Raw genomic sequence first — 25332 nt, 5'->3', positions numbered from 1 at the left:
CAGGTTAAAATTAGTCACCTGTATAACCTTTTAACTTTAAACGAGCAGCATGAAGTAACGGCTCAGTATAACCTGAAGGCTGTTCACAACCTTTAAAGATGAGGTCAGAAGCTGCTTGGAAAGCAATATTGGTTTCAAAGTTAGCTGCCATTGGTTTGTACAATGGGTCATTCGCGTTTTGCTCATCAACAATTTTCGCCATGCGTTTAAGCACTTCTTCAACTTGTTCACGAGTCACAATACCGTGACGTAACCAGTTCGCAACGTGTTGAGAAGAAATACGTAATGTTGCACGGTCTTCCATCAAGCCCACGTTGTTAATATCAGGAACTTTCGAACAACCCACACCTAAGTCAACCCAACGAACTACATAACCCAAAATACCTTGGCAGTTATTTTCAAGTTCGTTGTTGATCTCTTTTGCTGACCAATTTGTTTCTGGTGCAAACGGCGGAGTCAACAAGTCGTCTAATGACAACATTTCTTCAGCTTTCAACTGATCTTGACGCGCTTTTACATTAACTTGATGGTAATGCATCGCATGAAGCACTGCACCTGCTGGAGATGGAACCCAAGCACATGATGCACCCGCATTTGGATGTGCAGCTTTAGTTGCCAACATATCTTTCATGCTATCTGGTTTTGGCCACATGCCTTTACCAATTTGTGCTTTACCTTGTAAACCAGTCTTCAAACCAATTGCAACGTTACGGTTTTCGTAAGCAGCAATCCATTTTTGTGTTTTTACAGCTTCTTTACGCACAACTGGCGCAGCTTCCATTGATGTATGAATTTCATCGCCAGTACGGTCCATGAAACCAGTATTAATAAAGATTGTGCGGTCTTTTGCAGCAGCGATACAGTTTTTCAAGTTTACAGATGTACGACGTTCTTCATCCATAATACCGATTTTTAATGACTTCGCTGGTAATCCAATCGCCTGTTCAGCACGTTCAAATAACTCTACAGCAAACGCAACTTCTTCTGGACCATGCATTTTTGGTTTAACAATATACATAGAACCTTTACGTGAGTTCTTGTTTTCGTTTTCACTACGGATATCAGCAACTGACAATAATGGTGTTACCAATGCATCCATAATTCCTTCGAAAATTTCTTCCCCATCTACTAAAATAGCTGGGTTAGTCATTAAATGACCTACGTTACGAAGTAACATAAGTGAACGACCATGAAGTTTTGTTGTACCACCAATTAAGTTTTTAATTTCGCGATCTTTATTTAAATCACGAACAATCGTTTTACCATTTTTCTCGATAGATTCTTGAAGCGTACCCTTCATTAGACCTAACCAGTTACGGTAGCCTTCAACTTTTTCTTCAGCGTCTACTGCTGCAACAGAATCTTCTAAATCCTGAATGGTGGTTACAGCTGCTTCAAATGTTAAATCCTTAACACCAGCTAAATCAGTTTGACCAATTGGGCTAGAGGCATCAATTTCGATAATGACATGAAGGCCATTACTTAGAAGTACAACTTCTGTAGGATTCGCTTCTTCACCGTTGAAACCAACGAACTGAGCTTCATGAGCTAAACCTGTTTTTGAACCATCTTTCAAAGTTACAACAAGTTTATTTTGCTCAATCGCATATTTTGTTGCATCTGCATGCGAACCTTGCGCAAGTGGAAAAACTTCATTTAAGAAATTTTTAGCGAACTCAATCACTTTTGCACCACGTACAGGATTATATCCTTTACCTTTTTCAGCTCCGCCTTCTTCAGAAATTACATCGAAGCCGTAAAGTGCATCATATAAAGAGCCCCAACGAGCATTTGCAGCATTTAAGCTATAACGTGCATTACGTACAGGCACAACTAACTGCGGTCCTGCCAATAATGCAATTTCTTCATCAACATTTTCAGTTGTAATTTGAAAATCTTCAACTTCTGGCAATAAATAACCAATTTCAGTTAAGAACGCCTTATAAGCACCTAATTCAAATTTGTTGTTACGGTGCCATTCATCAATTTTTGCTTGTAATTCATCACGCTTAGCCAATAATGCTTTATTTTTTGGGCTAAGATCGACAACAACTTGCTCAAAGTTCTTCCAGTAAGTTTCACTATCTAAACCAGAACCTGGTAAAGCTTCATTTTCGATAAAATCGTAAAGTTCTTTAGCAATCGCTAACTTGCCTTTTTGAATACGTGCAGTCATTGTCTTTCCTGAAGTTGCTACTTTTTATACCAAGAGAATCCTAGTATACCGATTTAAATTAAGCTGAATACTAATATCACATTCCTAAATAGTAAGCATTTTCCCTTGTAAAACTATTGACAAAGATAAATTTATCTATATAGGAAATATTAAAATTCTAACTAGGATTCTCAACAATTTATTCAATATTTAAAGATACTGAAACTAGACTTTTTGTTAACAGACAAAAAATTTCACTATCTTATTTTTCTAAAGCGTATTTAGTTATATCAAACTTTGCAGCTTGAAAAAGCACTATTTAACGAAATTTATCTATTTTTGTTGTAAAAAAAGCGCCCTATATAGAGCGCTTTTCATATCTATTTTTTATGCGTTTTTAGCTTCATCAATATGGCGATGTTCTGAATGCAAATATTCATCAGATTGCATTTCTAATAAACGCGAACGAGTACGCTCAATTTCAAAGGCTAATTTTTCACCTTGATAAATATCAATAATACTATCTTGCGAAGTTAAAAGTAATTTTACTCCACGGTCATAAAACTCATCGACTAGATAAATAAAACGACGTGTGCCTTCAGACAAGAAATCTGTTAAATGAGGAACATTACTCACTAAAACCGTATTATAGATATTTGCAATTTCAATAAAATCTGCTGGGCTACGTGGTTTAAAGCAGAGTTCAGAAAACTCACACCACAACACATCTTCTGTATGCCCTAGAGTCTCAACAATACGATTATTGATTACAATAGGCTCTTGAGAATGAGCTTGTGTATGAGTTAATGCACTAAAACGTTCCGACATCCAGTTTTGGACTTCATTACTTAATGGTGATTTAAATAATTGAGCTTGTTTTAATACGCGCAAACGATAATCCACACCTGCATCTACATTTAAAATAGCGCAGTTCTTTTTAACCATTTCAATTGTTGGTAAAAAGCGGTCACGATGAATACCATTTTTATATAAACCGTCTGGTGCAATGTTTGATGTTGCAATTAATGTCACGCCACGAACAAACAATTTTTGAAATAAATCACTCAGAATCATTGCATCTGTTACGTTTGATACAAAGAACTCATCAAAACAAATAACGACTGCATCTTTATAAATTTGGTCAGCCACGATTTCAAGTGGATTACGTTGGCCTGAAAGCTTATTTAGCTCTTTATGAACATGTTGCATGAAATGATGAAAATGCATACGTGTTTTACGACGAAACGGCACTGACTCATAAAATTGATCCATAAGCCAAGTTTTTCCACGACCTACACCACCCCACATATAGACACCTTTAGGTGATGTTTGGCGGCGAAAACGACGGAAAGCTTTTTTAGAGGCTTTATAACGGTTTAAAAGTTCTTTCCATACGCGATCTAATTCTTGCACTGCCTGTGCTTGCGCTTCATCTGCCATAAACTGGCCTGAAGCTAAAGCCTCAGCATAGCGTTCTGCTGGGGAAGAAGGTGAGAATGCAGTACTATGAGAAGATTTTAAATTTAACATATCGTTTTATTTCAATTTTAACTGATAGGAGTATAGCGAACATTTTGTTCAACCACATTAGCTTTTAGCATCAAGAATTACGACGATGACTCTTTGCCATATTGTCGAGGACTCTGTCCAAACCATCGTTTAAATGCATGATTAAACGCCGCTGGTTCAGAATAACCGAGCAATTCAGCAATAACTTCTATTGAGTATTCTCTATATTCCATAAGCTTTAATGCCTTATTCTTGATGATTTGTTCACGAATTTGCTTATAACTCGTATTTAACTGTTGCAATTGATGCCTTAATGTCCTTTCAGGCATTTTCAATGCAAAAGCAGTTTCCGCCATGCTCGGGATAATACCTTGTTGCAACTCAAGATAATCTTGCACACATTGTATGATATGTGGTGTTTGGTGATCTTGTTGATTTAATCTTGTTATTTCTGTAATACATTTTGATTCATAAATACGATGTGTAATGATATCCGCTGAAGGAATCTTAATTTCAAGCACATCCTTGCTTAGGCTAAATGCTGCATATTTACCATTAAAGTGCACATCATCGCCATAGTATGCAAAATAGCGGGATAAAGTATCTGAGTCATTTGGTTTTTCAAATGGAAGTTCTATACGCATAGCGGGCATTTGTAGTCCCATCATCGTATAAATATCTTGAATAAATTTATAAGTTCCTGAAACTTCACATTGGGCCCGCAACTTGCCAATTTGTGTTTTCAAATCAACGGGCAAATAACTTAAAATTGTACGCTCATCAGTTTCATATAGGCCTAAAGCACCAAATAAATGAGTAAGTTTTTGATACTTTATCCCTTTATTTAATGCAGTTTGAACATCATTACTTGTGACCAGCAACATAAGCAATGGTCCGTAACCGGCTAAAGCATAATGCTGTCCAATAAATAGGCCCTTTTCAGGCTCAACATTTTCACTAATAATTTGCTGAATATCCCATTCTAGGCGATCATGAATTGTGGAACTCGGATCTAAAGCATCAACCTTAATTCCTATACCAGCCAAACGTGAGTCGACATCAATGCCTGCATTGCGCATTCCTTGAATTAAATACATTAAACCAAGTATCGACCGTTTCATTCTTCTATCAATTTCCCTAGACTCAAATGTTTTACTATAAACAAGAAAGAAAATTAATTGCCGAATCTATCAATTTTCACGTCGATACAATCATGTTTAAACTGGTTAAAAAACGTTAGTCTTGCCTGCAATCCTCCTTTTAGCTTATGCAGGGTTTCCAATGCTAAACGCAAAGCAAGATGCTATTCAAAAAACTAAAATCGCTATTATTGGTGCTGGATTTGGTGGCCTAGGAATGGCAATCCGTTTACTGCAAAATCAACAGCAAGACTTTGTTATTTTAGAAAAATCAAATGATGTTGGCGGAACTTGGCGGGAAAATCGCTACCCAGGTGCAGCATGTGATGTTCAATCTCATATGTATTCTCTCTCTTTTGCACCAAAAACAGACTGGTCAAAACGCTATGCTGAAGCTCCAGAAATTTTTCAATATATTCAAGATATTACAAAAAAATATAAGATTAAAAATTACTGCAAATTTAACCATGATGTGAGCAATATCCAATATGACGAAGCACGTCACGTGTGGACTCTAGACTTTAAAAATCAGCCTTCTATTGAAGCTCAATTTGTTGTTTTTGCTTCTGGTCCTTTACACATTCCGCAAATTCCCCATATTCAGGGTATCGAAAAATTTAAAGGGAAAGTTTTCCATTCATCACAATGGGAACATGACTATAATTTGAATGGTAAATCAGTCGCATCTATTGGTACAGGTGGTAGCGCAATTCAATATATTCCGGAAATAGCTAGAGATGTTAAGCAGCTCTATGTATTTCAAAGAACGGCAGCATGGGTAATACCACGAGATGAACGCAAATACTCAGGTTTGAGTAAAGTATTATTCAAATCTTCCAATATTTATCGCCAAATTCATCGTAGTCGTCTTTATTGGAGTAATGAGTCACGTGTTGTACCGATTGTTCAACCTCAAATTATGAAATATGGTCAAAAGTTGGCAGAAGCTTTCATTCGCTTCCAAGTTAAAGACAAGGAAGTGGCTAAGAAACTCACACCGGACTTTGTGATGGGATGTAAACGTATTCTTATTTCAAATAAATACTTCCCTACATTTAACCGTAAAAATGTTGAGCTAATAACAGATAGCATTCAAGAAATTAAGGAAAACAGTATTGTTACTAAAGATGGTAAAGAACGGCCTATTGATTGCTTAATTTATGGCACAGGTTTTATAACTGACCCACGTATTTACTTAAAACATTTCACTTGTATTGGACGCAATCAACTCGAGTTAAAACAGGCATGGAAAGATGGTGCAGAAAGTTATTATGGCATTATGACTAAAAACTTTCCCAACCTATTTCAATTAGTCGGCCCTAATACAGTATTAGGTCATAATTCGGTTATTTTTATGATTGAATCTCAAGTAAATTACATTTTACAACTTATTCAACTCGTAGAGAAATCTGGTCAAAAAGCAATTGAGATCAAACCAGAAGTTCAAGATGCTTTTAACGAGCGAGTTCAAACTCAGCTTCAAGGGACTGTGTGGCAAGCTGGAGGCTGTAGTAGCTGGTATCAATCTTCAGATGGAAAAAACTTTTCGTTATGGCCAACCTATACATGGAAGTATTGGTTAGAAACGCGCAAAGTTAATCCAAAAGATTACTTACTCTTAAATAAAAGCTCACAGAGCTATGCAGCTTAAAATGTTCAAGACATAATAGGTGGGTTAAAAACAATCCACCTATTATTATATGCAATCCTTTTATCTTATCATTCAAATTTTTTTAGCACTTGCTTTCGGCTATTTTCTAGCACCTAAACTATCTCTAAATATCCGACAGTTTATTTTCAAAATACTGCCCTATTTTTCTTATATTCTTTTAGCAAGTGTGGCTTTAGAGTTAACACTGGCACTTGATCAAATTGAGAATCCTTCTGCCATACTTCCACCAGCTATAATCATTGCACTTACCACATCTTTTGGTTCTTTTTTTACATGTTTATTGGCTTATACAATTTTTGATAAACAAAGTGTAAAAGGAAAAATCTCACTTCAACTTTTTGTAAATGCTTTAAAGAATATTGCAAAAGCCTTTCTTGCCTTAGGTGTCGGTGTTCTATTGGGAGCTATTGTCACTCAATTCAATTCACATATGGCATTTAATAGTTGGTATTTATTATTACTGTTTATTTTCTTAATTGGTATTGAACTTGCCTTCACTCATTTCAACCGTACGTGGTTAAGCTGGAAAATTTTAATTGTACCTTTAGCTGCTTTTATAGGGTCATGTATTGCAGGCTTCTTCAACTACTTTTTGCTTAACAAGCATTTTGCACTGAACGAAACATTAGCATTAGCACAAGGTTATGGCTGGTACTCAATGTCAGGAATCTTATTTACGCAATTACATTCGGCAGAACTAGGTGGCATCGCGCTATTGACTGATTTATTTAGAGAAATTGTTGCTATATTTTTAATGTATACCATGGGATGGCGTTTTCCTCGCCCTGCTATCTCAAGTGCTGGCGCAACGTCAATGGATGCTACCTTAGCAATGGTAAAACAGTCATGTGGTACACATTATGTACCACATGCCATGATGAGTGGCTTATTATTAAGCCTACTCGCCCCGTTATTAATTAGCTTATTTCTAAATTTTTAGGCAATTGAAGCAAGAATAGATTTCAACATTTCTGTTGGATCTTCTGCTTTAGTAATCGGTCGACCAATGACCAAATGTGTAGAACCATCAAGCATAGCCTGCTTTGGAGTCACAATACGTTTTTGGTCGTCTGCATTAGAACCCTCTGGGCGAATACCTGGTGTTACCAAAGAGAAGTCTTGCCCAATTAATTCACGAAGAATCTTAGCTTCTTGAGCAGAACAAACTACCCCATCTAAGCCACTTTCTTTAGTGAGTTTAGCTAAGCGCTTTACATGCTCTACAGGTTCAACATCCAAACCAATATCTTTTAAATCTTCTCGACCCATTGATGTGAGTACTGTCACAGCAATAAGCTGGGTTTGATAGTTACCTGCTTTTAAACGCTCCACACAGGTTTCCATCATTTTACGGCCACCTGAAGCGTGAACATTTACCATCCACACTCCTAAATCAGCTGCTGCACAAACAGCCTGAGCGGTAGTATTTGGAATATCATGAAATTTAAGATCAAGAAAAACTTCAAAATTTTGTTCTTGAAGTTTTTTTACAACAGATGGGCCTTCATGAGTAAAAAGCTCTTTACCCACTTTTACACGGCATAAAGTAGGATCAAGTTGTTCAACAATTTTTAAAGCGTCATATTGGCTTTTTGCATCTAACGCAACAATGATACTCAAGAGACTTTCTTCCATCACATAAAATCAGCGTCATTATAATAGACAAGTCATCAAGTAATAAAGGAATGTATAAGGAAGGCTTTCAAATTTAGAGACAATAATGTCACGGGGACTAATTTTTAGAAAAATAAAAAGAAGAAAACAGTGATAAATTAAGGAATATACTACTCTTTATTCGAGAATAAAGAGTAGTATTCGAATTATAGCGGAGTAGAGTTTTTATCTTGAGGATAAACATCTAAAACGGTTTTTTCATGTCTTACATTTGCAGCGGCTTCTGCTGCTGCTAATTGAGCACTTTGAATCTGTTCTTTTCTCAAATGGTCAATATCTTTACGAAGACGTTTAATTTCCCAGCTTTGTTGAAATACTCTGAAAACCTGAACACCTAGCAAAAGACCGACCACCGTTCCAAGCACTAATGTGAGTAGCAATAATAAGCCTAATCGCATAGCTGGAACTTGAGTAAATAGCAAATCAACAGACAGCTCTGTTGGGTTTTGCAATACAAGGGCTAAAGAATAACCAAATACAACAATAAGCAATGCAATTAAAATATAACGCATAGGCACCCCACTTATAAATTTTTATTTATTTTCCGGATTCATTGACTGCATCACGCAGTGCTTTCCCGGGTTTGAAATGCGGAACAGCTTTAGCTGCCACTTCAACTGATCTTCCAGTTTTAGGATTGCGACCAACTCTTGGATCACGGTGGTGTAAAGCAAAGCTACCAAAACCACGGATTTCAATTCGATTATCAGTTGATAGTGCTTCTATCATTTGATCAATCATAATTTTAACCGCCTCTTCCACCAAAGGTTCAGCTAAGTGTGGGTTTTTTAGCGCAATGCGTTCAATCAAATCAGACTTATTAAGAGCTTCAGTAGTCATCTACGACCTCGTTATTTATTGCTACTCTATGTCGTCTGATAATAACCTGTTTAAATACAAAACGGTAGCGCAGTATGTTGAATACTAGGCTACCGTTTACAGTAATTTGTATAAAAAGTACAATTCCGTTACATGAAACTGTACTTTGTTAACCTATTACTTCATTTGTGCTTTAATCAAGTCACCAATAGTCTTAGGACCATTTTCTTGACTTGTTGTTGCTGTACGTAAAGTAGCAACTGCTTCTTTCTCTTCAGCTTCGTCTTTTGCTTTAACAGACAAGTTGATAGAGCGAGATTTACGATCAACGTTGATGATTTTCGCTTCAACTTCTTGACCAACTTCTAAGAATTTAGTTGCATCTTCAACGCGGTCACGGTTGATTTCAGAAGCTTTAAGAGTAGCTTCTACTTCGTCAGCTAACTTAACAGTTGCGCCACGAGCATCAACTGCAGTTACAGTACCTTTAACTAAAGCACCGCGTTCGTTAGCAGCTAAGAAATCATTGAACGGATCGCTGTTCAATTGCTTGATACCAAGGCTGATACGGTTACCTTCAGCGTCTACAGACAAGATAACAGCTTCAACAGTGTCACCTTTCTTGTAACGACGAATAGCTTCTTCGCCTTGCTCGTTCCAAGAAATATCAGACAAGTGTACTAAACCGTCGATACCGCCGTTCAAGCCGATGAAGATACCAAAGTCAGTGATAGACTTGATAGTACCAGATACTTTTTCGCCTTTCTCATGAGCTTTAGCAAACTCTTCCCATGGGTTAGCACGAGTTTGTTTGATACCAAGGCTGATACGACGACGTTCTTCATCAACTTCAAGAACCATAACATCAACTTCATCACCAATCTGAACAACTTTAGATGGGTGGATGTTTTTGTTAGTGTGGTCCATTTCAGAAACGTGAACTAAACCTTCAACGCCTTCAGCGATTTCAGCGAAACAACCGTAGTCAGTTAAGTTAGTTACACGAGCTTTAACGATAGAACCTTTAGGGTAACGGCTCATGATCGCTAACCATGGATCTTCGCCTAATTGTTTAAGGCCTAAAGATACGCGGTTACGCTCACGGTCAAATTTAAGTACTTTAACAGTAACTTCTTGACCAACTTCAACAACTTCTGAAGGGTGCTTGATACGTTTCCAAGCCATATCTGTGATATGGAGAAGACCATCAATACCACCAAGATCAACGAATGCGCCGTAATCAGTAAGGTTCTTGATTGTACCTGTAACTGTTTGACCTTCTTCAAGTTGAGCAAGTAATGCTTCACGATCAGCAGAAGATTCTGCTTCCATAACAGCACGACGAGATACAACAACGTTATTACGTTTAGCATCAAGTTTGATTACTTTAAACTCTAACTCTTTACCTTCAAGGTGAGTAGTGTCACGGATAGGACGAGTGTCAACTAATGAACCTGGTAAGAATGCACGAACAGGACCGATGTCAACAGTGAAACCGCCTTTAACTTTACCAGAGATAACACCAGTAACGATTTCGCCATCTTCAAAGATTTTTTCAAGTTTAGTCCAAGTTTCAGCACGCTTAGCTTTTTCACGTGATAAAACTGTTTGACCCATACCGTTGTCAAGAGCTTCAACAACTACGTCAACAGTATCGCCAACTTGAACTTCAAGTTCACGTTGTTCATTTAAAAATTCAGCACGGTCAACAATGCCTTCAGACTTTAGGCCAGTGTCAACAGTTACCCAGTCGCTATCGATGTTTACAACAACACCTTGGATGACTGCACCCTTTTCAACGTTGAGGTTTAATTCACTTTCTTCAAAGAGGGCTGCAAAAGATTCGGTCATGATATACCTGATAAATTCAGCGGTCTTGGATCAGACAAGGCCGGTTTAGTTAAGTATCAACATAGTCTTTATAAACTGATCAAGCTATGCGTCAACTGATAATTCTATTTGCTAAATGGTACGGCTATCGACATAATCAACCATCAACTTAAATACCTGATCGATCGTTAATTCCGAACTATCAATGATATAAGCGTCTTCGGCTGGCTTGAGTGGAGCAACTTCTCGTTCCATATCTCTTTTGTCACGCGCCTGTATATTAGCTAAAATGTCGTTTATTTTAGCATCTAGGCCCATGCCCTGCAACTGTTTTACTCTTCGCTCAGCACGCGACTCAGCTGAAGCCGTTAGATAAATTTTCGCATTTGCTTCAGGAAAAATAGCTGTTGCCATGTCACGACCATCTGCAACTAAACCAGGATTTTGTGCAAAAGCTCTTTGTCGCTCAAATAATGCCTGTCTAAGTTCTGGAATTGCTGCAACTTTCGATGCATATTCACCAACCCGTTCTGTACGAATTGTTTGAGATACATCTTCGCCATCTAGAAAAACTAAAATCCCTGCTGCGGAAGTTTCAAATTTAATATCCAGTTGACGTGCATATTGAACGCATTCATCGAGCTGACTGTCTAATTTCTCTAATAAATCGTGTTTATGTAATGACAACCCTAATAAACGATATAAGGCACCAGAATCGAGTAAATGATATTGATAATGTGCTGCAAGTTTTGCGGCCAATGTTCCTTTACCCGAACCACTCGGACCATCAATAGTAATAATTTGAACTGTCATTGAACTCTCACTAAGAAGCAATTGCTTTAGCTAATCTCGAAAAGCCTAGTGTAATGGCTAGTTTTAGCTGTGCAAGGATTAATTTACTTACCACTGGAGCTTTTGCTGTTAACTCGATACGGTATGTAACTAAAGTTATATATGGGGTAATTTCAGAAAACTCGATTCGACCTAAATGGTGTTTAATCAAAAGATTGTCTATTAATTTATATTCAATGCTTTTATTTTCTTCAAGCAATGTAATTTCTTCTTTAATTGGTTTAATTGGACCAAATCCCATACGACGAACTGAGCCTAAACCATCAGGTCTTTTAGAATCTGCTGAGTCTTTTACACGTACAACTTGTAACGGTGCAAAAGCAGTATTATAAGTTGAATGTTTAGAGAGCAAGTTAAATACATCATCAAGTGGAGCATTAAATTCTTTTTTTACGGTAATTACATTACGCATTGAATATTCCTTATTAAATAGAATCATGGCAGTAAAATCGCGTTAGTTTGCCATAAGCTCATGTTACTTTTTAATCATTTAAGGACGTTTTTTGTTGTTTTTCTAGTTTCTTTTGCTCACGTCTTTGTTTAAAAAAATGACTGAGTTGTTGGGCACATTTTTCTTGTAAACAACCATGTTCAAAGGTAAATCTGTGATTGTAATAACCATGTTGTAGTAATTGACGAGCGCTTACCAATGAACCTGCTTTAGGTTCTGTTGTACCAAAAACCACATGTTTGATTCTTGCATGTACTAATGCGCCTACACACATTGTGCACGGCTCAAGAGTGACATATAAAATTGCATCTTCAGGTAATCGATAATTTTCTAATGATAAACACGCTGCACGAATAGCCTGAATTTCTGCATGTGCAGTTGGATCTAACAAACTAATTGGAGCATTATATCCCGACCCAATCACTCTATTTTGGCTCACCACAACCGCTCCAACTGGGATCTCACCCTGCTGAGCGGCTAATTCAGCTTGCTCGTAAGCAAGCTGCATCCAATATTCATCACTATATTCAGTCATGTATTTTAGGTGATCACACCATGTTGTCTAAGCAAAGCATTCCAGCTATCTATTGAGGTAACTGGTGGACAATCAGCTAATATACCTCTTAGGCTTAGATCTTCACATGGTTTCCATTCTGGTGATAAATCTTTATCAACCAAGCGTGCACGGACACCTTCTACAAAGTCAGGATGACGAATTTTCCACTCAGAAATCTGAGCTTCTAAATCAAAGACCTCATCCCAAGAATGTATTTGTTTACCCCATTGCCAAAGCAACCAAGTAATTGCCGCAGTACTAGGAGATCCTTTTTGCAAGTTCTCACTCGCTTGGCGGAGCCAATCACTGCTAGCATCACGCAAGCTAACAATAGCTTGGTAATCTTGTTCAAAATTAAAACCACGGCAAACGCTATGAATCACATCTAGCGAGTTTTGCAATGGACCTGCCGCAACAGGACGATGCAAACTATTTAAAGTATCATCAATTGCGCGGAAATCCCCTGCAGGATAATGAGCCCAATTAATATTTAAAACTTTTTGCAAAACATTATCACGCTGTGCTTCACAAATATGCGTTGCCCAACCGATGCTATATGCTCCAGCGGCTGTCATGATTGAACCAGTTAAACCAGTAAACAAACCTACTGGACCACGATCTGCCAGGAAACGGCTCGCCCCAACATCTGGATATAAACCAATATTAATCTCAGGCATTGCCAAACGAGAATATGGGGTTACTAGACGGAATGGTGCTGCCATAAACAAGCCCAGACCACCACCCATAACATAACCTTCACCCCAAACAACCACAGGTTTAGCATAATTATGTAAGAGTAAGTCTAAAGCATATTCTTGCTGAAAAAATTTATTCGCAGTATCTACTTCTTGATTTATAACAAGTTGACGCAATTTTCTAACGTCGCCACCTGCACAAAAAGCTTTTGGTGTAGTTGAATCTAACCAAATTGCTTTAACGCTCTCATCATCACGAAAATCTTCAAATACACGTAATAATGCCGTTACGATTGATTCATCTAAAGCATGCAATGATTTAGGACGATTCAAACGTACTATACGCCAGCCATTTTTTGCTTCTTCAACCACCAAGTCCGGGTGATAGTTATTTACATTGGGAGAGTTCATCATGCGTCCAATTGCCAGTCTATGGGCTCAATGCCATGTTGTTTCAAATATTGATTTGTTTTTGAGAACACTTTGCATCCAAAAAAACCACCTCTATTTGCAGCAAGAGGTGATGGATGGGCGGCGGTTAAAACCAAGTGTCTATCTCTATTTATACGTTGTCCTTTGCGCTGTGCATAAGCACCCCACAAAATAAATACCACATGTTCTCTTTGCTCATTCAAAACATCAATGACTTCATCAGTAAATGCTTCCCAACCTTGCTTTTGATGTGAAGTTGGCTGCCCAGCTTCAACAGTAAGCACGCTGTTCAGTAAAAGCACCCCTTGTTTAGCCCATTTCGTTAAGTCACCATGGCGAGGAGCTGGAATACCCAAATCTGTATGCAATTCATGAAAAATATTACGTAAAGATGGTGGTAATGCAATACCTTTTTGAACAGAGAAACTTAATCCATTCGCTTGGTTCGGTCCATGATATGGATCTTGTCCCAGAATAACGACCTTCACATCAGCCAATGGTGTCGTATTTAGAGCACTAAAGATTTGTTTACTCGGTGGATATATTATTTTTTGTGCTTGCTTCTCTTGAAATAAGAAATCGCGCAAATTATCCATTTGAGGACTTAACAAAAAAGGTGCTAAAGATATTTTCCAGCTTTCTTCTAATTGAACTTTACTGAGTTTATCTTGCTGTTGCTCAGTTAATTGCATTAATGTCATCCTAGATCAATTTTCAATTCTACAAATAGAGTAATTCGATTTACACTTCGACTTGCAAATCAACTTGAGGATTATTAAATTTCATCCCTTTTTTCAAGTCTTCATACATTTGCGGATTTGCCCACTCTATCTGAATTTGTTCTGAAAAAACAATTCCATCAAGACTTAAGATACCCATTTGTTCGTTTTGAATATCTTCAATAAAGCTTTGAGCATATCCAGTATCGGTCTCATGAACAATAACTGAATAAACCTCAACATCACCTTCCCCATTTTGAGTGATTGTTGATTGCAAAACTTGCTGAGCTAAATAAAAGAAAATACGAGAGAACTGTTCGGCTGAGGGTGAAACCGGTAAAGAAATCCAGCGAGCACTAAAAGTCTGACAAGCATCAATATATTGAGAATCATCTTTTTCCCAAAAACAGATTGCATGATCAAAGCTGTCTATAAGGTCTTTTATTACCCCTTTTAAAAGCCCAAAATCATAAACCATTTGTCCATGATCTAATTTCGAAGCTTTAAGTAATAATTCGACTTTATAGCTATGTCCATGAATTGATCGCTTACAACGATCCGATGTACAGTTACGTACAACATGTGCATTTTCAAACTTAAATAACTTGCGAATTAACATGTGCCAAATCGATCATTCCTTCTAAGAACATTATTATAAAGCAAAAGACAAAAACTTCGCACCACTTTTCAATTAGAAACAATTAGCGAAAAGTATGATAAGACTTGTGAAGAAATATTGAAGATAAGCATATGGAAAATTTATATTTATTCTATTATGTCGATTAGAGAAATTCATAAAAACGACTTTTCAATGACATGATCCAAACGAATAAATTACAATTTTTCAACTAGTTAAATGGCGACATATTTCTAGAGTAGACATAAACCTGCTTATCATTACGCATGAGTGCACTTGTAAATTGTCTTTTTCTATTATTAAGCACCACCTCAATTTGTGCTTGAAAAAAACTCGACTTTACATCTAACAGGCTATTCACCTCAGTTCTCTTTTGAGTATCGACTGTTGAAAAAGCATTCAATTGCCATAATTCATCAACATTTTGAAAGAATTTTAAATTTTGTTGGCGCATTTGAAGCTCTTTTTCTACCGCCCCTATATCTAATTTTTCATCAATACTCGCTAAGACTAATACTGAAGCAGTATTAATATTCACTTTTGTATTCTCGGGTAATGCAGAAATATAAGGGGCAATTAAATCGTATTTCTTGCCATCAAAACCTCTTACTAATTTCAACTCTTCAATGCGATGAAATTTAGCGTTTGAAGCTAAATAGCTAGGATCAAGGCCTTCATAATAGCTACTTTCTGCTCCCATAGGTCCAGATGGTTCTTCATCTGGATCTTGCCAATCGATAACTGCTTGACTTAACTCTGCTGGCAAGCCTACACGTACAAGTAAGCGCTCAAACCAGCTTTTGGCAGCTTCATTTACCTTACCTTCATTGGTTGTTAAATTGTTTAAGTTAAATTTGCCTGACTCGTCGATTAAACGTCCTGATACAGCTCCATCTTCTATTGGAAAAGGTGGCATTGGCTGTGCCCATGTTTCCTTTAAATGATCAACGCCACCTGCATTGTTTGCATCTTGAATTAATAACTCAGAAAAAAAAGCTTCTGCACTTTTGGCATATAATAATGACTGATTTTGACGCATTAAATAACCAGTGTTTTCCATCGTATTGGTTTGATGCTTTGCAATAGAGGCAGCTAAAATTGTAGCCAATGCAACCATAATTAAAATTGTGAGCAAAGCTACGCCTTGCTGGCTCTTTTTATAGTGCAACATTATGCTCCTCCTTGTTTGGAGAGCGATAAATTCCCTTGGTTTAAGCTATAAATCCACTCATAACTTACACCAGCAACTGTGAGTTGTATTTTTATTCCTTTCGGCAGTTTTCTAAACTCTTCTGGCTTTGTGGGATCAATATTAATTTCTGGCCACTTTGTCACTTCTTGTGGCGTGAGCACCATAATTTGAAACTGTTCAACTTGACTCAACAAAGTGCTAGATAAAGGTTGCTCTCTGTTTGAAGTATTTAAATTGCTATATTTAAGACGATAAAGCTTTTTTTGATCAGGATCATATCGATATTCAATACGCTCAAAAGGTGATAACCCTTGTTTTAAAGGGTCAGTAACACCAGCCTTGCTAAAGCGAAGAACTTCATTATCAAGTTCTAATGCTGGATGAAGCTGCCCCCCTTGATTTGCCGATAAAGGTATAATTTGTAATGTATCTCGCAAAACTTGTTGATACGCATCTTGTAATTCAAATAGCTGCACTTCATGTTGAGCATTACGATCACGGACTTTTAATAAATAATCAAAAATCTTCCAACCTAACAAAGATAAAACAGCAAAAATTGCAATTGCGACTAAAAGCTCAACTAAAGTAAATCCAGAGGCACGAGTTAATCGAGCCCTGTTCGATCGTGCTGCAAGACGTGAAGCTGTGCTTCGAGAGCGAAAATATTTATTTTTTATCATTATTTTGCTTTTACTGGATAATTAAAAAATACCAAGTGGGTAATACCATTTTGAACTTTTCCTTTATCAGAATCATATAAGCTAATTTGCAAATCTACTTTCTGAACATTGGGGCTGACTGTAGATTCAGCTGATTTATCAATCTGCCAAGTTTCCCCTTGAGAAGTAACCTGCTTACTTTGAGTACCTTGAAGCCATTCTTGATTTATCTCCATTAAGGCTACTTCATTCATTGCCACAAACTGAGCTTTTGTTCTAAGAATTGCATTTGAAGTAGATTGGGTATATTGCATGGCCACTTTAGTTAACGCGACAGCAGCTACTGCAAAAATTGCTAAAGCTACCATTACTTCTAATAGAGTAAAGCCTTTAGATTTCATTTATTTTACCCAAATGATCAATTTGTATTTCTGAACCAATTGGTTTTTGTTCAAAGTAAAACTGTATTTTAACTGTTTTAGCTTCACCATTTCCAAACCAAATTAACTGGGGAGCCTGTCCACCAACTAAATCTGTATTCGTAGCTTTTGAATAGGTTTGACCATCTAGAGGTTGTACTGTAAACGATACATGTTTAGGCAATTGACGCATAGTAAATTCTGGGTATTTCTGCCAACGGTTTTTTAAATCTTGGACCTGTAATTTACTCTGATCGTGGTATTCATACAGCTCATAAGAAAATGGAGAAACGTCAGTTTCACTCATAGTAGATAGAGCTAAAACACGAGACTGATCAAGTGACTCTTTACCAATTTTATGTGCATCAAGCAAAAATAACTCTCTTGCTTGCATCGCTTTCTTTTGGTCAACCCCACCTATATTAAGTACAACAAGCGAGGTCATAATCGTCATAATAACAATCACCACCATCACTTCAATGAGGGTAAAACCTTTTTGTGATTTAGGTGGTGATGGAGATTTCATATCGACCTATTAAGCATATTGTTCAACAGCTTGTTTAGGTAAGGCTAATGCCTGATCAATATAAGCCACTCTTAACGTGTCCCTTGAACCTAGATACCGTTGGTAAAAACTTGAGTTAAGAATAGCTGCTGCACCATGAGTTAATGACCAAATAGATGCAAGATAATCTCGAGTTGTCATATTGCTTTGAATAGATTCTAAATAGTGATCTGTCATGCGAATGATAATTCGTAATCGCTGTTTACGCACCTGATAAAGTTCATTAAAAAGGTGATGCACACCTTGAGCTGTGATCGAAAGTTTTTCCTCAATTTGATGAAATAAAACTGTCCGCTCAGGATGATGTAAATGATGCAACATGAAAAAGGCTAAGTGTTCTGGAAAGGCCTTTTCAGTATCTTGAACCATTTCTAGTAACATACGTTCATTACGAATAATCAATAGCATGTACAATTCATCTTTACTTTGAAAGTGTTTGTACAAAGTTCCTTTTGCTAAATCAAGCTCAGCAGCCAAGACATCAAGTGTCATTCCGGCTTCGCCATTTTCTAGCAATAATTGCTCCGCAACCTGAAATATTAATACTTCTCTTGCTCGGAACTGAGCCTGACGATCCATCTTCACGCAATTACTCTCTTATATAGTTTCTATAACCTAAATCGCTTTTAGCAAGTTCTCAAAATTTTGTGAGGTGATCATTGCAATTTCCTCAACCGATTTATCATATACATCACTGAGTGCTTTGGCTACATAAGGCACATATTTTGGTTCATTTGTTTTACCGCGGTATGGAACAGGTGCTAAATAAGGACTATCTGTTTCAATTAAAAGTCGATCTAGCGGAACTTGTTTAGCTACATCACGCAAGTCTTGTGCATTTTTAAATGACACAATACCTGAAAAAGAAATGTAATAACCGCAATCCAGTACAGCCTTAGCTGTTTCCCAATCTTCGGTAAAACAGTGCAAAATTCCATGCGTGGAATGTTCAGCACGGATAATATCTACCGTATCATGCTTTGCTGAACGCGTATGAACAACGACTGGTTTTTTTACAATTTTCGAAGCTTGGATATGTCTTGCAAAACATGCCTTTTGTTCTTCAACAAAATCTGTACTGTGATAATAGTCCAGTCCAGTTTCACCCAGAGCCCATACTTTTTCTGATTGAGCTAATTCAATTAAGTGCTCGGTCGTTGCACGTGCCATCGTATCTATATCTTCACAAGGATGCACACCTACCGTATAACCAACGTCTTCATGCCTATTTGCAATTTCTGCTAGTGCAATATGGTCATCAAGATCAACAGAAATTGCCATAAATTTAGACACTCCTTCTGCTCGCGCTGCAGCGAGCGCAAGGTCCAGATCACCGTTATAAGGCGTTAAATCTAACATCGTTAAATGGCAATGCGTATCAACAAACACTTTTCTATCCTATTTAATTACATGGTATAACTTGGACGATCTAGAGACATACTACCAGCCAAAACTCTTTCTGCCTCAGCTTTATAGTAAATTCCCTTATCTCCACTTAATTGAATAGCAAAACCTTGAGGTTTAAATCCACTTTGCTTGTGTGATATCCAAATTACCTTACCAGTGAGAGGAATTTTTTGAGACTGTTCAGGCAAAGTAGCTAAAATGAAAATTTCTTGTCCCATCTTTACCTTTTGTTTTGATGGTACAAATAGGCCTCCACCTTGCACATATCCCATATAGCTTGCTTGCAAAGTAGCTCTATCAGGAATATTGACCTGAATAATCCCCCCCATTTGCGGTTGCATAATCTTCCCCTTAAATATTCATTAACGTTATAAACAATTGATCTATAATAAGTTGACTTTGTACATTTTGCTCAACAAGCTTTTTTGCTTGTTGTACTTCACTATAAATATTAAATAAGCTTTCTAAATCGTAATATGGACTTAATTGATCAAAATCTAAATCAGTATTTTTTTGTGGCTGATTTAGCTTGACACAAATTAAATCTCCCAACAAGTATTCAAAAAGTACGATAAAATCATTAAAACTTAATTCTTTTTGCCATTTTCCTGAGAAAAATAGAGGCATATTTTTTTGAGCTACAATTTTTAGCCAGTCATTTAAGAAAATCTGTCGTTTAGCAAACCAATCACTTTTTGCAATTTCTATTGCTTGCAAAGGCATATCATTAGATAGGCCAAGTAATAAATCAGGTTGTACTTCTGCAAGTTCAGATAAATGCTCATCCAAATATGAAGTAGCCTGTTCATATGAAATACGATCTAAAGCAAAATGCTGCAATCGGCTACGAATAGTGGCTGGTAATTTAAGATAATGATCAGCCAATAAAATTAAAACAACACGTTCACCGGGTTCTTCTAAAGTTTTTAGTAGCGCATTCGATGATGCTAAGTTAAGAGCTTCAGCAGGCTCAATAAGAATAACGCGCCAGCCTTCTCCCGTTTGTTGCACGAAAGGCAGTAAATCTCGGATCTTTTCGATTTTTATTTTTGCATTCTGCTTTTTATTTTCTTCATCTGTTGTGATGTGGACATAATTGGGATGAGTGTCTGATTTTAACCATTGACAGCTGCTACACTCACCACAAGCACCATGAGGCTGCTTATTAAGACAAAGCACCCATGCCAAAAAATGCTTAGCAAAAGCATGTTTCCCACAGCCTTGCTTGCCATAAAATAATAGGCCATGTCCAATATTGGGAAACCTTGTTGTTAAGGTATCCCATGTTGTTTTTTGCCAAGGATAAACCTTTGAGGTTACATTCGGATTCATTAAAAATTAACGCTTATTCAAAAGATTCGACAGGCATTTTATTTAAGCGATCAAGATCAGCTTGAGTGTCTACACCAGGAGGTAAATTTGCTTGAGCGACAGCAATCGCAATACGATGTCCATTTTCTAAAACACGTAATTGTTCAAGACTTTCTAACTTTTCAAGCTTACCCATATCCCAAGTCACATATTCTTGTAATAAGTTCACTCGATAGGCATATAAACCTAAATGGCGAAATGCTTCAGTATGTAAACTTGGCTCTGCCTGCACAGCCCCATCACGGTCGTACGGAATGGTTGCCCGGCTAAAATACAATGCTTCATTTTGCTTAGACATGACTACTTTTACAATGCTATCACGCTGAAATTCATCTAAGGTATGAATAGGCTCACACAATGTAGACATTGAACAATTTGGTTTATCAACCAAGAGTTTTGCAACTTGTTGAACAAGTTGAGCTGGTAATAAAGGCTCATCCCCCTGAACATTCACAATAATATCATCTGCTGCCCACCCCTTAATACGAGCAACTTCGCTTAATCGGTCTGTTCCTGACGGATGATCAGGACTCGTAAGCACAACGTCCACACCATCTGCACGGCAAATCTCAGCAATACGCTCATCATCTGTTGCCACACATAGATCATCAAAGCCCTCGACTTTTTTTGCTTGATCCACAACACGCAAAATCATAGGACGGTCATGAATAAGCAACAATGGTTTACCTGGCAAACGCGAACTTGAGAAGCGTGCTGGAATGACGATGTGTTTCATTTTTTCTTCCTAAGATAATTGGATATCAAGTTGCTGCAGTTGCTGCTTTAAAACCTGATAACACTCTATAGACAGGATAGCTTTAACAGGAACAACCCAAATAGGCTGTTTAAATTTCGGATTTTTTTCAAGCAATGGTAATAATTTAACTGCATCTTTTTCAGTTGTAATAAGTGGCAGTTCATCATTAAAAATTAAATCATTGATTGAGTAATCATGATGGTCACGAAATGCATGTTCTTGAAACTGTTTCAGGCCTAAATCTTTAAGTGTTTGATAAAAACGCTGTGGAAAGCCAATACCCACTACAGCATGATAATTACTTTGAGGATTAAAACCGTGTTCGGCCCTTGACGAAGGATTGAGTAAATATGGCTGTCCAGTCTCAAGATGCATATTTAATTCTGTAGTTGGTTTATACGCATGTTCAATTACTGTTCCAGTTTCTAAACGCTCAACTGGCTCTCTCAAATATCCCTCAGGTAATAGTTTTTGATTTCCTAAACCACGATTTTGATCGAGCACAATCCACTCGATTTGTCGTCCCAAAGCCCAATGCTGTAAGCCATCATCACTAATAATTAAATCTAGTGGTGTTGATGCAATCAAGAGCTCTATTGCAGTCTGCCTATTAGGACCCACCGCCATTGGTACACTTGTCGATTGAACAATTAATGCAGGCTCATCTCCGACCTGAGTTGCTTGAGCACCCGAAGTAACCAACATTGGAAAAGGACCAGTACCACCATACCCCCGACTAATTACCCCAACTTTTACATTATGCTGTTGTAGATAATTCACCAGTTGTATTAATAATGGAGTTTTTCCGCTGCCACCCACCGTAATATTGCCAATCACCATGACAGGTACAGGGGCTTTATAGACTTTCTTTAAACCAGCAGTATAAAAATTACGATTTAATAGAAACCCAGCACGATACAAACAAGATAATGGACGTAAAGCAATCAACCAACTCGATTGCTTATTCCATGCATTCTGGATCAGCTGGGCCAATGACATGCTTAGTTATCCTCAAAATTACGCTGATGTAATTGATAATAAGCACCATGTTTTTCAAGAAGTTCTTGATGAGTACCTTGCTCAACAATTTCCCCGTGATCCATCACCACAATACAATCAGCATTTTCAATTGTTGACAAACGGTGCGCAATAACGATTGTTGTACGGTCTTGCATCGCTTCATCAAATGCTTGCTGAATAAAATGTTCAGATTCGTTGTCGAGAGCACTCGTAGCTTCATCTAAAATTAGAATTGGAGCATTCTTTAAAATTGCTCGAGCAATTGCAATTCGTTGACGCTGACCACCTGATAAGTTTAGACCTTGTGCACCTAAAACAGTGTCATAACCGTTTGGTAAATTCATAATGAAGTCATGTGCATATGCTGCTTTGGCCGCTGCATAGATTTCTTCATCTGATGCACCTTCCAACTGACCATATGCAATGTTTTCACGAACAGTACGGTTGAACAATATAACTTGTTGATTTACCATTGCAATTTGCGTACGTAGACTAGAAAGCTCAATATCATTAATTGGCAAATCATCTAAATAAATTTGTCCACTCGATACTTCTTGAAAACGTACCAACATATTCACTAATGAACTTTTACCAGCCCCTGAACGACCAACCAAGGCCACAGTTTGACCTGGACGAATATCTAAAGAAAAATCTTTAATAGCTGCTACACCATCAGCATAATTTAATGTCACATGATCAAAACGGATTGCCCCATTTAATTTAGGTTTCAATTGACCATTATTTTGCTCTTCAGGTAAATCTAGCAGCTCAAAAACAGAATGAGCTGCTGCTAAACCGCGTTGTAACTTTTCATTAACATCAGTCAAGTTTTTAACAGGTTTTGCTAATAGGCCTGCTGCTGTAATATAAGCCACGAACTCACCAGCACTTGTGCCACCCAAAATCTGAGGTCTTAAGGCTAACCATACAATAAGTGCCATAGCGCAAGCCATAACCACCTGAACCACTGGGCTATTCAGGTTTTGTACAATCACCATTTTTAAACCGCGTTTTAAATTCTCTTCCGATGATTTATAGAATCTTTCTTGTTCAGATTCCTCACCAGCAAAACTTTTTACTACTGCATTACCATTAATACTTTCCTGAACAACATGATTCACATCACCCATGGTATCTTGAACCTGTAACGAAAGCTTGCGCATTCTTTTAGATGCTTTACGTACTAATACGCCAATCACAGGTAAAAATACAAAAATACATAACGTAAGACGCCAATTGGTATAAAACAGATAGCCTAATAACCCCAGAGTAATCATCCCATCTCTAACAATGGTTCTTAATGACTCAGAAGAAGCAGCTGTTAACTGTTCAACGTTATACATAATTTTGGCAGTAATATGGCCAGATGAATTATCTAAGTAATATTGTGCTGGGAGTTTTAAAAGTTTCGCATAAACTTCTTGACGAATACTAAAAACCAAACTACGCGAAATCACTGCGGTATAGTACCCCCCCATAAACAGGCCTAGGCCACGGAAGAAGACTAATAAAATAATTAATAACGGAAACCAATCCAAATCTGCTCTACTGCTGTTTTGGATTGCATCAATAATAAATTTAATCAATTTAGCAACGGAAACTTCTGTTGCTGAGTTAATACCGAACCCGATAAGTACTAATAAGGCCACGCCCCAATAAGGTTTTAAATAGGCTATGAGACGCATGTAAACCTTAAAATCTTGATTCACTCAGAAAAACCTCTAGAAGGAACTTTGGTACTAATATTGATGTTAACAAAACCGAGTTGTCCTGCCACATCCATAACACGAATTACATCCTGATGAGATGCTTTGGCATCCGCAGCAATGATGAACATAAAATCACGGTGCTCTTGAGCAACTTGCTTAATCGCAGTACTCAGATCAGCAACCTCTTTAGATGAAAGTGCTTGACCATTCACAGCATAATGACCAGCAGAGTCTACCACGACTTCAATTTTATGATCGTACTGTTTTGGTGGAACACCTTGTGCATCTGGTAATGTTAGATTGATGCGACTTGGCTGATTAAAAGTGGTCGACAGCAATAAAAAAACCAAAATGAACAACAAACAATCAATCATAGGCGTTAAATTGATATGAATGTCTTCAACCTGAGAACGTTTAAATTTCATCTGGCTTTCACCTCCTAACCAACACGGCGGTGTTCAGCTACAGACGAAGAACGCTTATAGAACAATGAGGCATGAAATAAGGTCGATTGCTGTTCTAATTCGGCAATATAATCTTGCACTACTCTTTGAAAGTAGCGATAAGCAATTAAAGCAGGAATCGCAATTAACATTCCCACAGCTGTGGTAATGAGTGCTTTAGAGATACCAGGGATCATTAAACTTGGACTACCAGCCGATCCAAAATCAATAACAAGAAATGACTCAATAATTCCCACTACAGTACCAAGCAACCCTAGCAGCGGCGCTACGGCACTTAGAGTACCCAAAAAATTAATATTTTTTTCCAAATAAGAAATTTCTTGAGAAGCTGCTACTTCCATTTGCGCACGAGCAAATTGCTCACCATGCTCACGATGCTCAAAACCTGCTTTTAAAATGTGTCCCAATGCGCTACTTTGCGTTTCTACATTTTGCTCTAAACTTTCCACGATATCTTCAGCTCTTAAAGAGCCCTTACCGCTTAATGCTTCGGGTAGAACTTGTGAACGTCTTAACCGAACAAAACGTTCAATACTGATCGCAACAGTTAAAATCGAGCATAGAATTAAAGGCAGCATCAACCAGCCACCCGCTCTCACAAGTTCCCACATATGTTCTTCCCCAAGAAT

28 protein-coding genes are annotated in these 25332 nt (G+C 37.5%); 2 read left to right on the top strand and 26 right to left on the bottom strand.

The annotated features are described in order from the left end of the window. Window positions 1-10: 10 nt before the first annotated feature. From ACPF64_RS12520 to ACPF64_RS12510, 3 genes are all read right to left on the bottom strand, one after another. A complete protein-coding gene (locus tag ACPF64_RS12520; protein ID WP_426453603.1) occupies window positions 11-2176 on the bottom strand; it encodes a malate synthase G in 2166 nt (721 codons plus the stop codon). Window positions 2177-2542: 366 nt separating this feature from the next. Then, a complete protein-coding gene (gene zapE, locus ACPF64_RS12515; protein ID WP_003651500.1) occupies window positions 2543-3685 on the bottom strand; it encodes a cell division protein ZapE in 1143 nt (380 codons plus the stop codon). Window positions 3686-3762: 77 nt separating this feature from the next. Beyond that, window positions 3763-4785: an AraC family transcriptional regulator gene (locus ACPF64_RS12510; protein WP_035364316.1), complete on the bottom strand. Its 1023-nt coding sequence runs from the start codon at window positions 4783-4785 to the stop codon at window positions 3763-3765. A gap of 121 nt (window positions 4786-4906) precedes the next feature. On the opposite strand from ACPF64_RS12510, the gene ACPF64_RS12505 reads away from it, so the two are divergent. Both ACPF64_RS12505 and ACPF64_RS12500 read left to right on the top strand, forming a co-directional pair. Next, a complete protein-coding gene (locus ACPF64_RS12505) occupies window positions 4907-6454 on the top strand; it encodes a flavin-containing monooxygenase (RefSeq protein WP_080632517.1) in 1548 nt (515 codons plus the stop codon). A 49-nt stretch (window positions 6455-6503) separates the two neighbouring features. Beyond that, on the top strand, window positions 6504-7415 hold the full coding sequence (locus tag ACPF64_RS12500; protein ID WP_005041067.1) for a lysine exporter LysO family protein: 912 nt from the start codon (window positions 6504-6506) through the stop codon (window positions 7413-7415). Here ACPF64_RS12500 and pyrF read toward each other — a convergent pair. The 23 genes from pyrF to ACPF64_RS12385 form a co-directional block, all read right to left on the bottom strand. Continuing rightward, window positions 7412-8110, bottom strand: a complete 699-nt coding sequence (gene pyrF, locus ACPF64_RS12495) for an orotidine-5'-phosphate decarboxylase (protein ID WP_005041069.1) — start codon at window positions 8108-8110, stop codon at window positions 7412-7414. The genes ACPF64_RS12500 and pyrF overlap by 4 nt on opposite strands. Window positions 8111-8295: 185 nt before the next feature. Beyond that, on the bottom strand, window positions 8296-8661 hold the full coding sequence (locus ACPF64_RS12490; RefSeq protein ID WP_005041071.1) for a lipopolysaccharide assembly protein LapA domain-containing protein: 366 nt from the start codon (window positions 8659-8661) through the stop codon (window positions 8296-8298). Between the two features lie 25 nt (window positions 8662-8686). Next, the gene (locus tag ACPF64_RS12485) at window positions 8687-8989 is read right to left on the bottom strand and encodes an integration host factor subunit beta (protein ID WP_003651488.1); all 303 of its coding nucleotides are present in this window, start codon (window positions 8987-8989) and stop codon (window positions 8687-8689) included. A 156-nt stretch (window positions 8990-9145) separates the two neighbouring features. Continuing rightward, the gene (rpsA, locus tag ACPF64_RS12480; RefSeq protein WP_005041073.1) at window positions 9146-10819 is read right to left on the bottom strand and encodes a 30S ribosomal protein S1; all 1674 of its coding nucleotides are present in this window, start codon (window positions 10817-10819) and stop codon (window positions 9146-9148) included. A gap of 111 nt (window positions 10820-10930) precedes the next feature. Continuing rightward, window positions 10931-11611 (bottom strand): (d)CMP kinase, encoded by a 681-nt coding sequence (cmk, locus tag ACPF64_RS12475; protein ID WP_426453598.1) that lies wholly within the window; start codon window positions 11609-11611, stop codon window positions 10931-10933. A 10-nt stretch (window positions 11612-11621) separates the two neighbouring features. Then, the gene (locus ACPF64_RS12470; protein WP_426453596.1) at window positions 11622-12062 is read right to left on the bottom strand and encodes an SRPBCC family protein; all 441 of its coding nucleotides are present in this window, start codon (window positions 12060-12062) and stop codon (window positions 11622-11624) included. Between the two features lie 70 nt (window positions 12063-12132). Next, window positions 12133-12636, bottom strand: coding sequence for a tRNA adenosine(34) deaminase TadA (gene tadA / locus ACPF64_RS12465; RefSeq protein WP_270902363.1), 504 nt, complete (start codon window positions 12634-12636; stop codon window positions 12133-12135). A 5-nt stretch (window positions 12637-12641) separates the two neighbouring features. Continuing rightward, a complete protein-coding gene (locus ACPF64_RS12460) occupies window positions 12642-13766 on the bottom strand; it encodes an enoyl-CoA hydratase/isomerase family protein (protein ID WP_003651483.1) in 1125 nt (374 codons plus the stop codon). Further along, window positions 13763-14476, bottom strand: coding sequence for a uracil-DNA glycosylase (ung, locus tag ACPF64_RS12455; protein WP_005041081.1), 714 nt, complete (start codon window positions 14474-14476; stop codon window positions 13763-13765). The genes ACPF64_RS12460 and ung overlap by 4 nt, the downstream gene beginning before the upstream one ends. 49 nt (window positions 14477-14525) lie before the next feature. Continuing rightward, window positions 14526-15122, bottom strand: coding sequence for a 6-pyruvoyl trahydropterin synthase family protein (locus tag ACPF64_RS12450; protein ID WP_003651480.1), 597 nt, complete (start codon window positions 15120-15122; stop codon window positions 14526-14528). Between the two features lie 229 nt (window positions 15123-15351). Then, window positions 15352-16311 carry a type II secretion system minor pseudopilin GspK gene (gene gspK, locus ACPF64_RS12445; protein WP_426453592.1) on the bottom strand — a complete coding sequence of 320 codons (960 nt, stop codon included), beginning with the start codon at window positions 16309-16311 and terminating at the stop codon, window positions 15352-15354. Then, window positions 16311-17012 carry a type II secretion system minor pseudopilin GspJ gene (gspJ, locus tag ACPF64_RS12440; protein ID WP_426453590.1) on the bottom strand — a complete coding sequence of 234 codons (702 nt, stop codon included), beginning with the start codon at window positions 17010-17012 and terminating at the stop codon, window positions 16311-16313. The genes gspK and gspJ overlap by 1 nt, the downstream gene beginning before the upstream one ends. Continuing rightward, complete coding sequence (gene gspI / locus ACPF64_RS12435) at window positions 17012-17392, bottom strand: type II secretion system minor pseudopilin GspI (RefSeq protein WP_426453588.1); 381 nt, start codon at window positions 17390-17392, stop codon at window positions 17012-17014. Before gspI ends, gspJ begins: the two co-directional genes overlap by 1 nt. Next, window positions 17382-17936 carry a type II secretion system protein gene (locus ACPF64_RS12430; RefSeq protein ID WP_426453586.1) on the bottom strand — a complete coding sequence of 185 codons (555 nt, stop codon included), beginning with the start codon at window positions 17934-17936 and terminating at the stop codon, window positions 17382-17384. The genes gspI and ACPF64_RS12430 overlap by 11 nt, the downstream gene beginning before the upstream one ends. A 9-nt stretch (window positions 17937-17945) precedes the next feature. Then, window positions 17946-18554: a TetR/AcrR family transcriptional regulator gene (locus ACPF64_RS12425; RefSeq protein WP_005041096.1), complete on the bottom strand. Its 609-nt coding sequence runs from the start codon at window positions 18552-18554 to the stop codon at window positions 17946-17948. Window positions 18555-18590: 36 nt separating this feature from the next. Then, the gene (locus ACPF64_RS12420; protein WP_426453584.1) at window positions 18591-19364 is read right to left on the bottom strand and encodes a TatD family hydrolase; all 774 of its coding nucleotides are present in this window, start codon (window positions 19362-19364) and stop codon (window positions 18591-18593) included. A gap of 17 nt (window positions 19365-19381) precedes the next feature. Further along, window positions 19382-19723 (bottom strand): PilZ domain-containing protein, encoded by a 342-nt coding sequence (locus ACPF64_RS12415; RefSeq protein WP_003651467.1) that lies wholly within the window; start codon window positions 19721-19723, stop codon window positions 19382-19384. 10 nt (window positions 19724-19733) lie between these two features. Next, window positions 19734-20714, bottom strand: a complete 981-nt coding sequence (locus tag ACPF64_RS12410) for a DNA polymerase III, delta' subunit (protein WP_005041101.1) — start codon at window positions 20712-20714, stop codon at window positions 19734-19736. Between the two features lie 13 nt (window positions 20715-20727). Then, complete coding sequence (gene kdsB, locus ACPF64_RS12405; RefSeq protein ID WP_419295704.1) at window positions 20728-21489, bottom strand: 3-deoxy-manno-octulosonate cytidylyltransferase; 762 nt, start codon at window positions 21487-21489, stop codon at window positions 20728-20730. A gap of 9 nt (window positions 21490-21498) precedes the next feature. Next, complete coding sequence (lpxK, locus tag ACPF64_RS12400; RefSeq protein WP_426453581.1) at window positions 21499-22509, bottom strand: tetraacyldisaccharide 4'-kinase; 1011 nt, start codon at window positions 22507-22509, stop codon at window positions 21499-21501. A 2-nt stretch (window positions 22510-22511) separates the two neighbouring features. After that, a complete protein-coding gene (msbA, locus tag ACPF64_RS12395) occupies window positions 22512-24239 on the bottom strand; it encodes a lipid A export permease/ATP-binding protein MsbA (RefSeq protein ID WP_426453579.1) in 1728 nt (575 codons plus the stop codon). Continuing rightward, window positions 24236-24664 carry an ExbD/TolR family protein gene (locus ACPF64_RS12390; protein ID WP_004642621.1) on the bottom strand — a complete coding sequence of 143 codons (429 nt, stop codon included), beginning with the start codon at window positions 24662-24664 and terminating at the stop codon, window positions 24236-24238. Before ACPF64_RS12390 ends, msbA begins: the two co-directional genes overlap by 4 nt. A gap of 14 nt (window positions 24665-24678) precedes the next feature. Beyond that, window positions 24679-25314, bottom strand: coding sequence for a MotA/TolQ/ExbB proton channel family protein (locus ACPF64_RS12385; protein WP_426453576.1), 636 nt, complete (start codon window positions 25312-25314; stop codon window positions 24679-24681). Between the last annotated feature and the right edge of the window lie 18 nt (window positions 25315-25332).

Origin of the sequence: Acinetobacter sp. KB005, assembly GCF_049949095.1 — a bacterium.
Taxonomy (GTDB): domain Bacteria; phylum Pseudomonadota; class Gammaproteobacteria; order Pseudomonadales; family Moraxellaceae; genus Acinetobacter; species Acinetobacter calcoaceticus.
Note: the sequence above shows the minus strand (reverse complement) of the source record. Positions and strands in the feature narration are given on the sequence as shown.

Bases quoted from the DNA above. Each gene is read 5' to 3' on its own strand.
- ACPF64_RS12520 (WP_426453603.1), bottom strand. From the start codon at position 2,176: ATGACTGCACGTATTCAAAAAGGCAAGTTAGCGATTGCTAAAGAACTT.
- zapE (WP_003651500.1), bottom strand. From the start codon at position 3,685: ATGTTAAATTTAAAATCTTCTCATAGTACTGCATTCTCACCTTCTTCC.
- ACPF64_RS12510 (WP_035364316.1), bottom strand. From the start codon at position 4,785: ATGAAACGGTCGATACTTGGTTTAATGTATTTAATTCAAGGAATGCGC.
- ACPF64_RS12500 (WP_005041067.1), top strand. From the start codon at position 6,504: ATGCAATCCTTTTATCTTATCATTCAAATTTTTTTAGCACTTGCTTTC.
- pyrF (WP_005041069.1), bottom strand. From the start codon at position 8,110: ATGGAAGAAAGTCTCTTGAGTATCATTGTTGCGTTAGATGCAAAAAGC.
- ACPF64_RS12490 (WP_005041071.1), bottom strand. From the start codon at position 8,661: ATGCGTTATATTTTAATTGCATTGCTTATTGTTGTATTTGGTTATTCT.
- ACPF64_RS12485 (WP_003651488.1), bottom strand. From the start codon at position 8,989: ATGACTACTGAAGCTCTTAATAAGTCTGATTTGATTGAACGCATTGCG.
- rpsA (WP_005041073.1), bottom strand. From the start codon at position 10,819: ATGACCGAATCTTTTGCAGCCCTCTTTGAAGAAAGTGAATTAAACCTC.
- cmk (WP_426453598.1), bottom strand. From the start codon at position 11,611: ATGACAGTTCAAATTATTACTATTGATGGTCCGAGTGGTTCGGGTAAA.
- ACPF64_RS12470 (WP_426453596.1), bottom strand. From the start codon at position 12,062: ATGCGTAATGTAATTACCGTAAAAAAAGAATTTAATGCTCCACTTGAT.
- tadA (WP_270902363.1), bottom strand. From the start codon at position 12,636: ATGACTGAATATAGTGATGAATATTGGATGCAGCTTGCTTACGAGCAA.
- ACPF64_RS12460 (WP_003651483.1), bottom strand. From the start codon at position 13,766: ATGATGAACTCTCCCAATGTAAATAACTATCACCCGGACTTGGTGGTT.
- ung (WP_005041081.1), bottom strand. From the start codon at position 14,476: ATGCAATTAACTGAGCAACAGCAAGATAAACTCAGTAAAGTTCAATTA.
- ACPF64_RS12450 (WP_003651480.1), bottom strand. From the start codon at position 15,122: ATGTTAATTCGCAAGTTATTTAAGTTTGAAAATGCACATGTTGTACGT.
- gspK (WP_426453592.1), bottom strand. From the start codon at position 16,311: ATGTTGCACTATAAAAAGAGCCAGCAAGGCGTAGCTTTGCTCACAATT.
- gspJ (WP_426453590.1), bottom strand. From the start codon at position 17,012: ATGATAAAAAATAAATATTTTCGCTCTCGAAGCACAGCTTCACGTCTT.
- gspI (WP_426453588.1), bottom strand. From the start codon at position 17,392: ATGAAATCTAAAGGCTTTACTCTATTAGAAGTAATGGTAGCTTTAGCA.
- ACPF64_RS12430 (WP_426453586.1), bottom strand. From the start codon at position 17,936: ATGAAATCTCCATCACCACCTAAATCACAAAAAGGTTTTACCCTCATT.
- ACPF64_RS12425 (WP_005041096.1), bottom strand. From the start codon at position 18,554: ATGGATCGTCAGGCTCAGTTCCGAGCAAGAGAAGTATTAATATTTCAG.
- ACPF64_RS12415 (WP_003651467.1), bottom strand. From the start codon at position 19,723: ATGCAACCGCAAATGGGGGGGATTATTCAGGTCAATATTCCTGATAGA.
- ACPF64_RS12410 (WP_005041101.1), bottom strand. From the start codon at position 20,714: ATGAATCCGAATGTAACCTCAAAGGTTTATCCTTGGCAAAAAACAACA.
- kdsB (WP_419295704.1), bottom strand. From the start codon at position 21,489: ATGAAACACATCGTCATTCCAGCACGCTTCTCAAGTTCGCGTTTGCCA.
- lpxK (WP_426453581.1), bottom strand. From the start codon at position 22,509: ATGTCATTGGCCCAGCTGATCCAGAATGCATGGAATAAGCAATCGAGT.
- ACPF64_RS12390 (WP_004642621.1), bottom strand. From the start codon at position 24,664: ATGAAATTTAAACGTTCTCAGGTTGAAGACATTCATATCAATTTAACG.
- ACPF64_RS12385 (WP_426453576.1), bottom strand. From the start codon at position 25,314: ATGTGGGAACTTGTGAGAGCGGGTGGCTGGTTGATGCTGCCTTTAATT.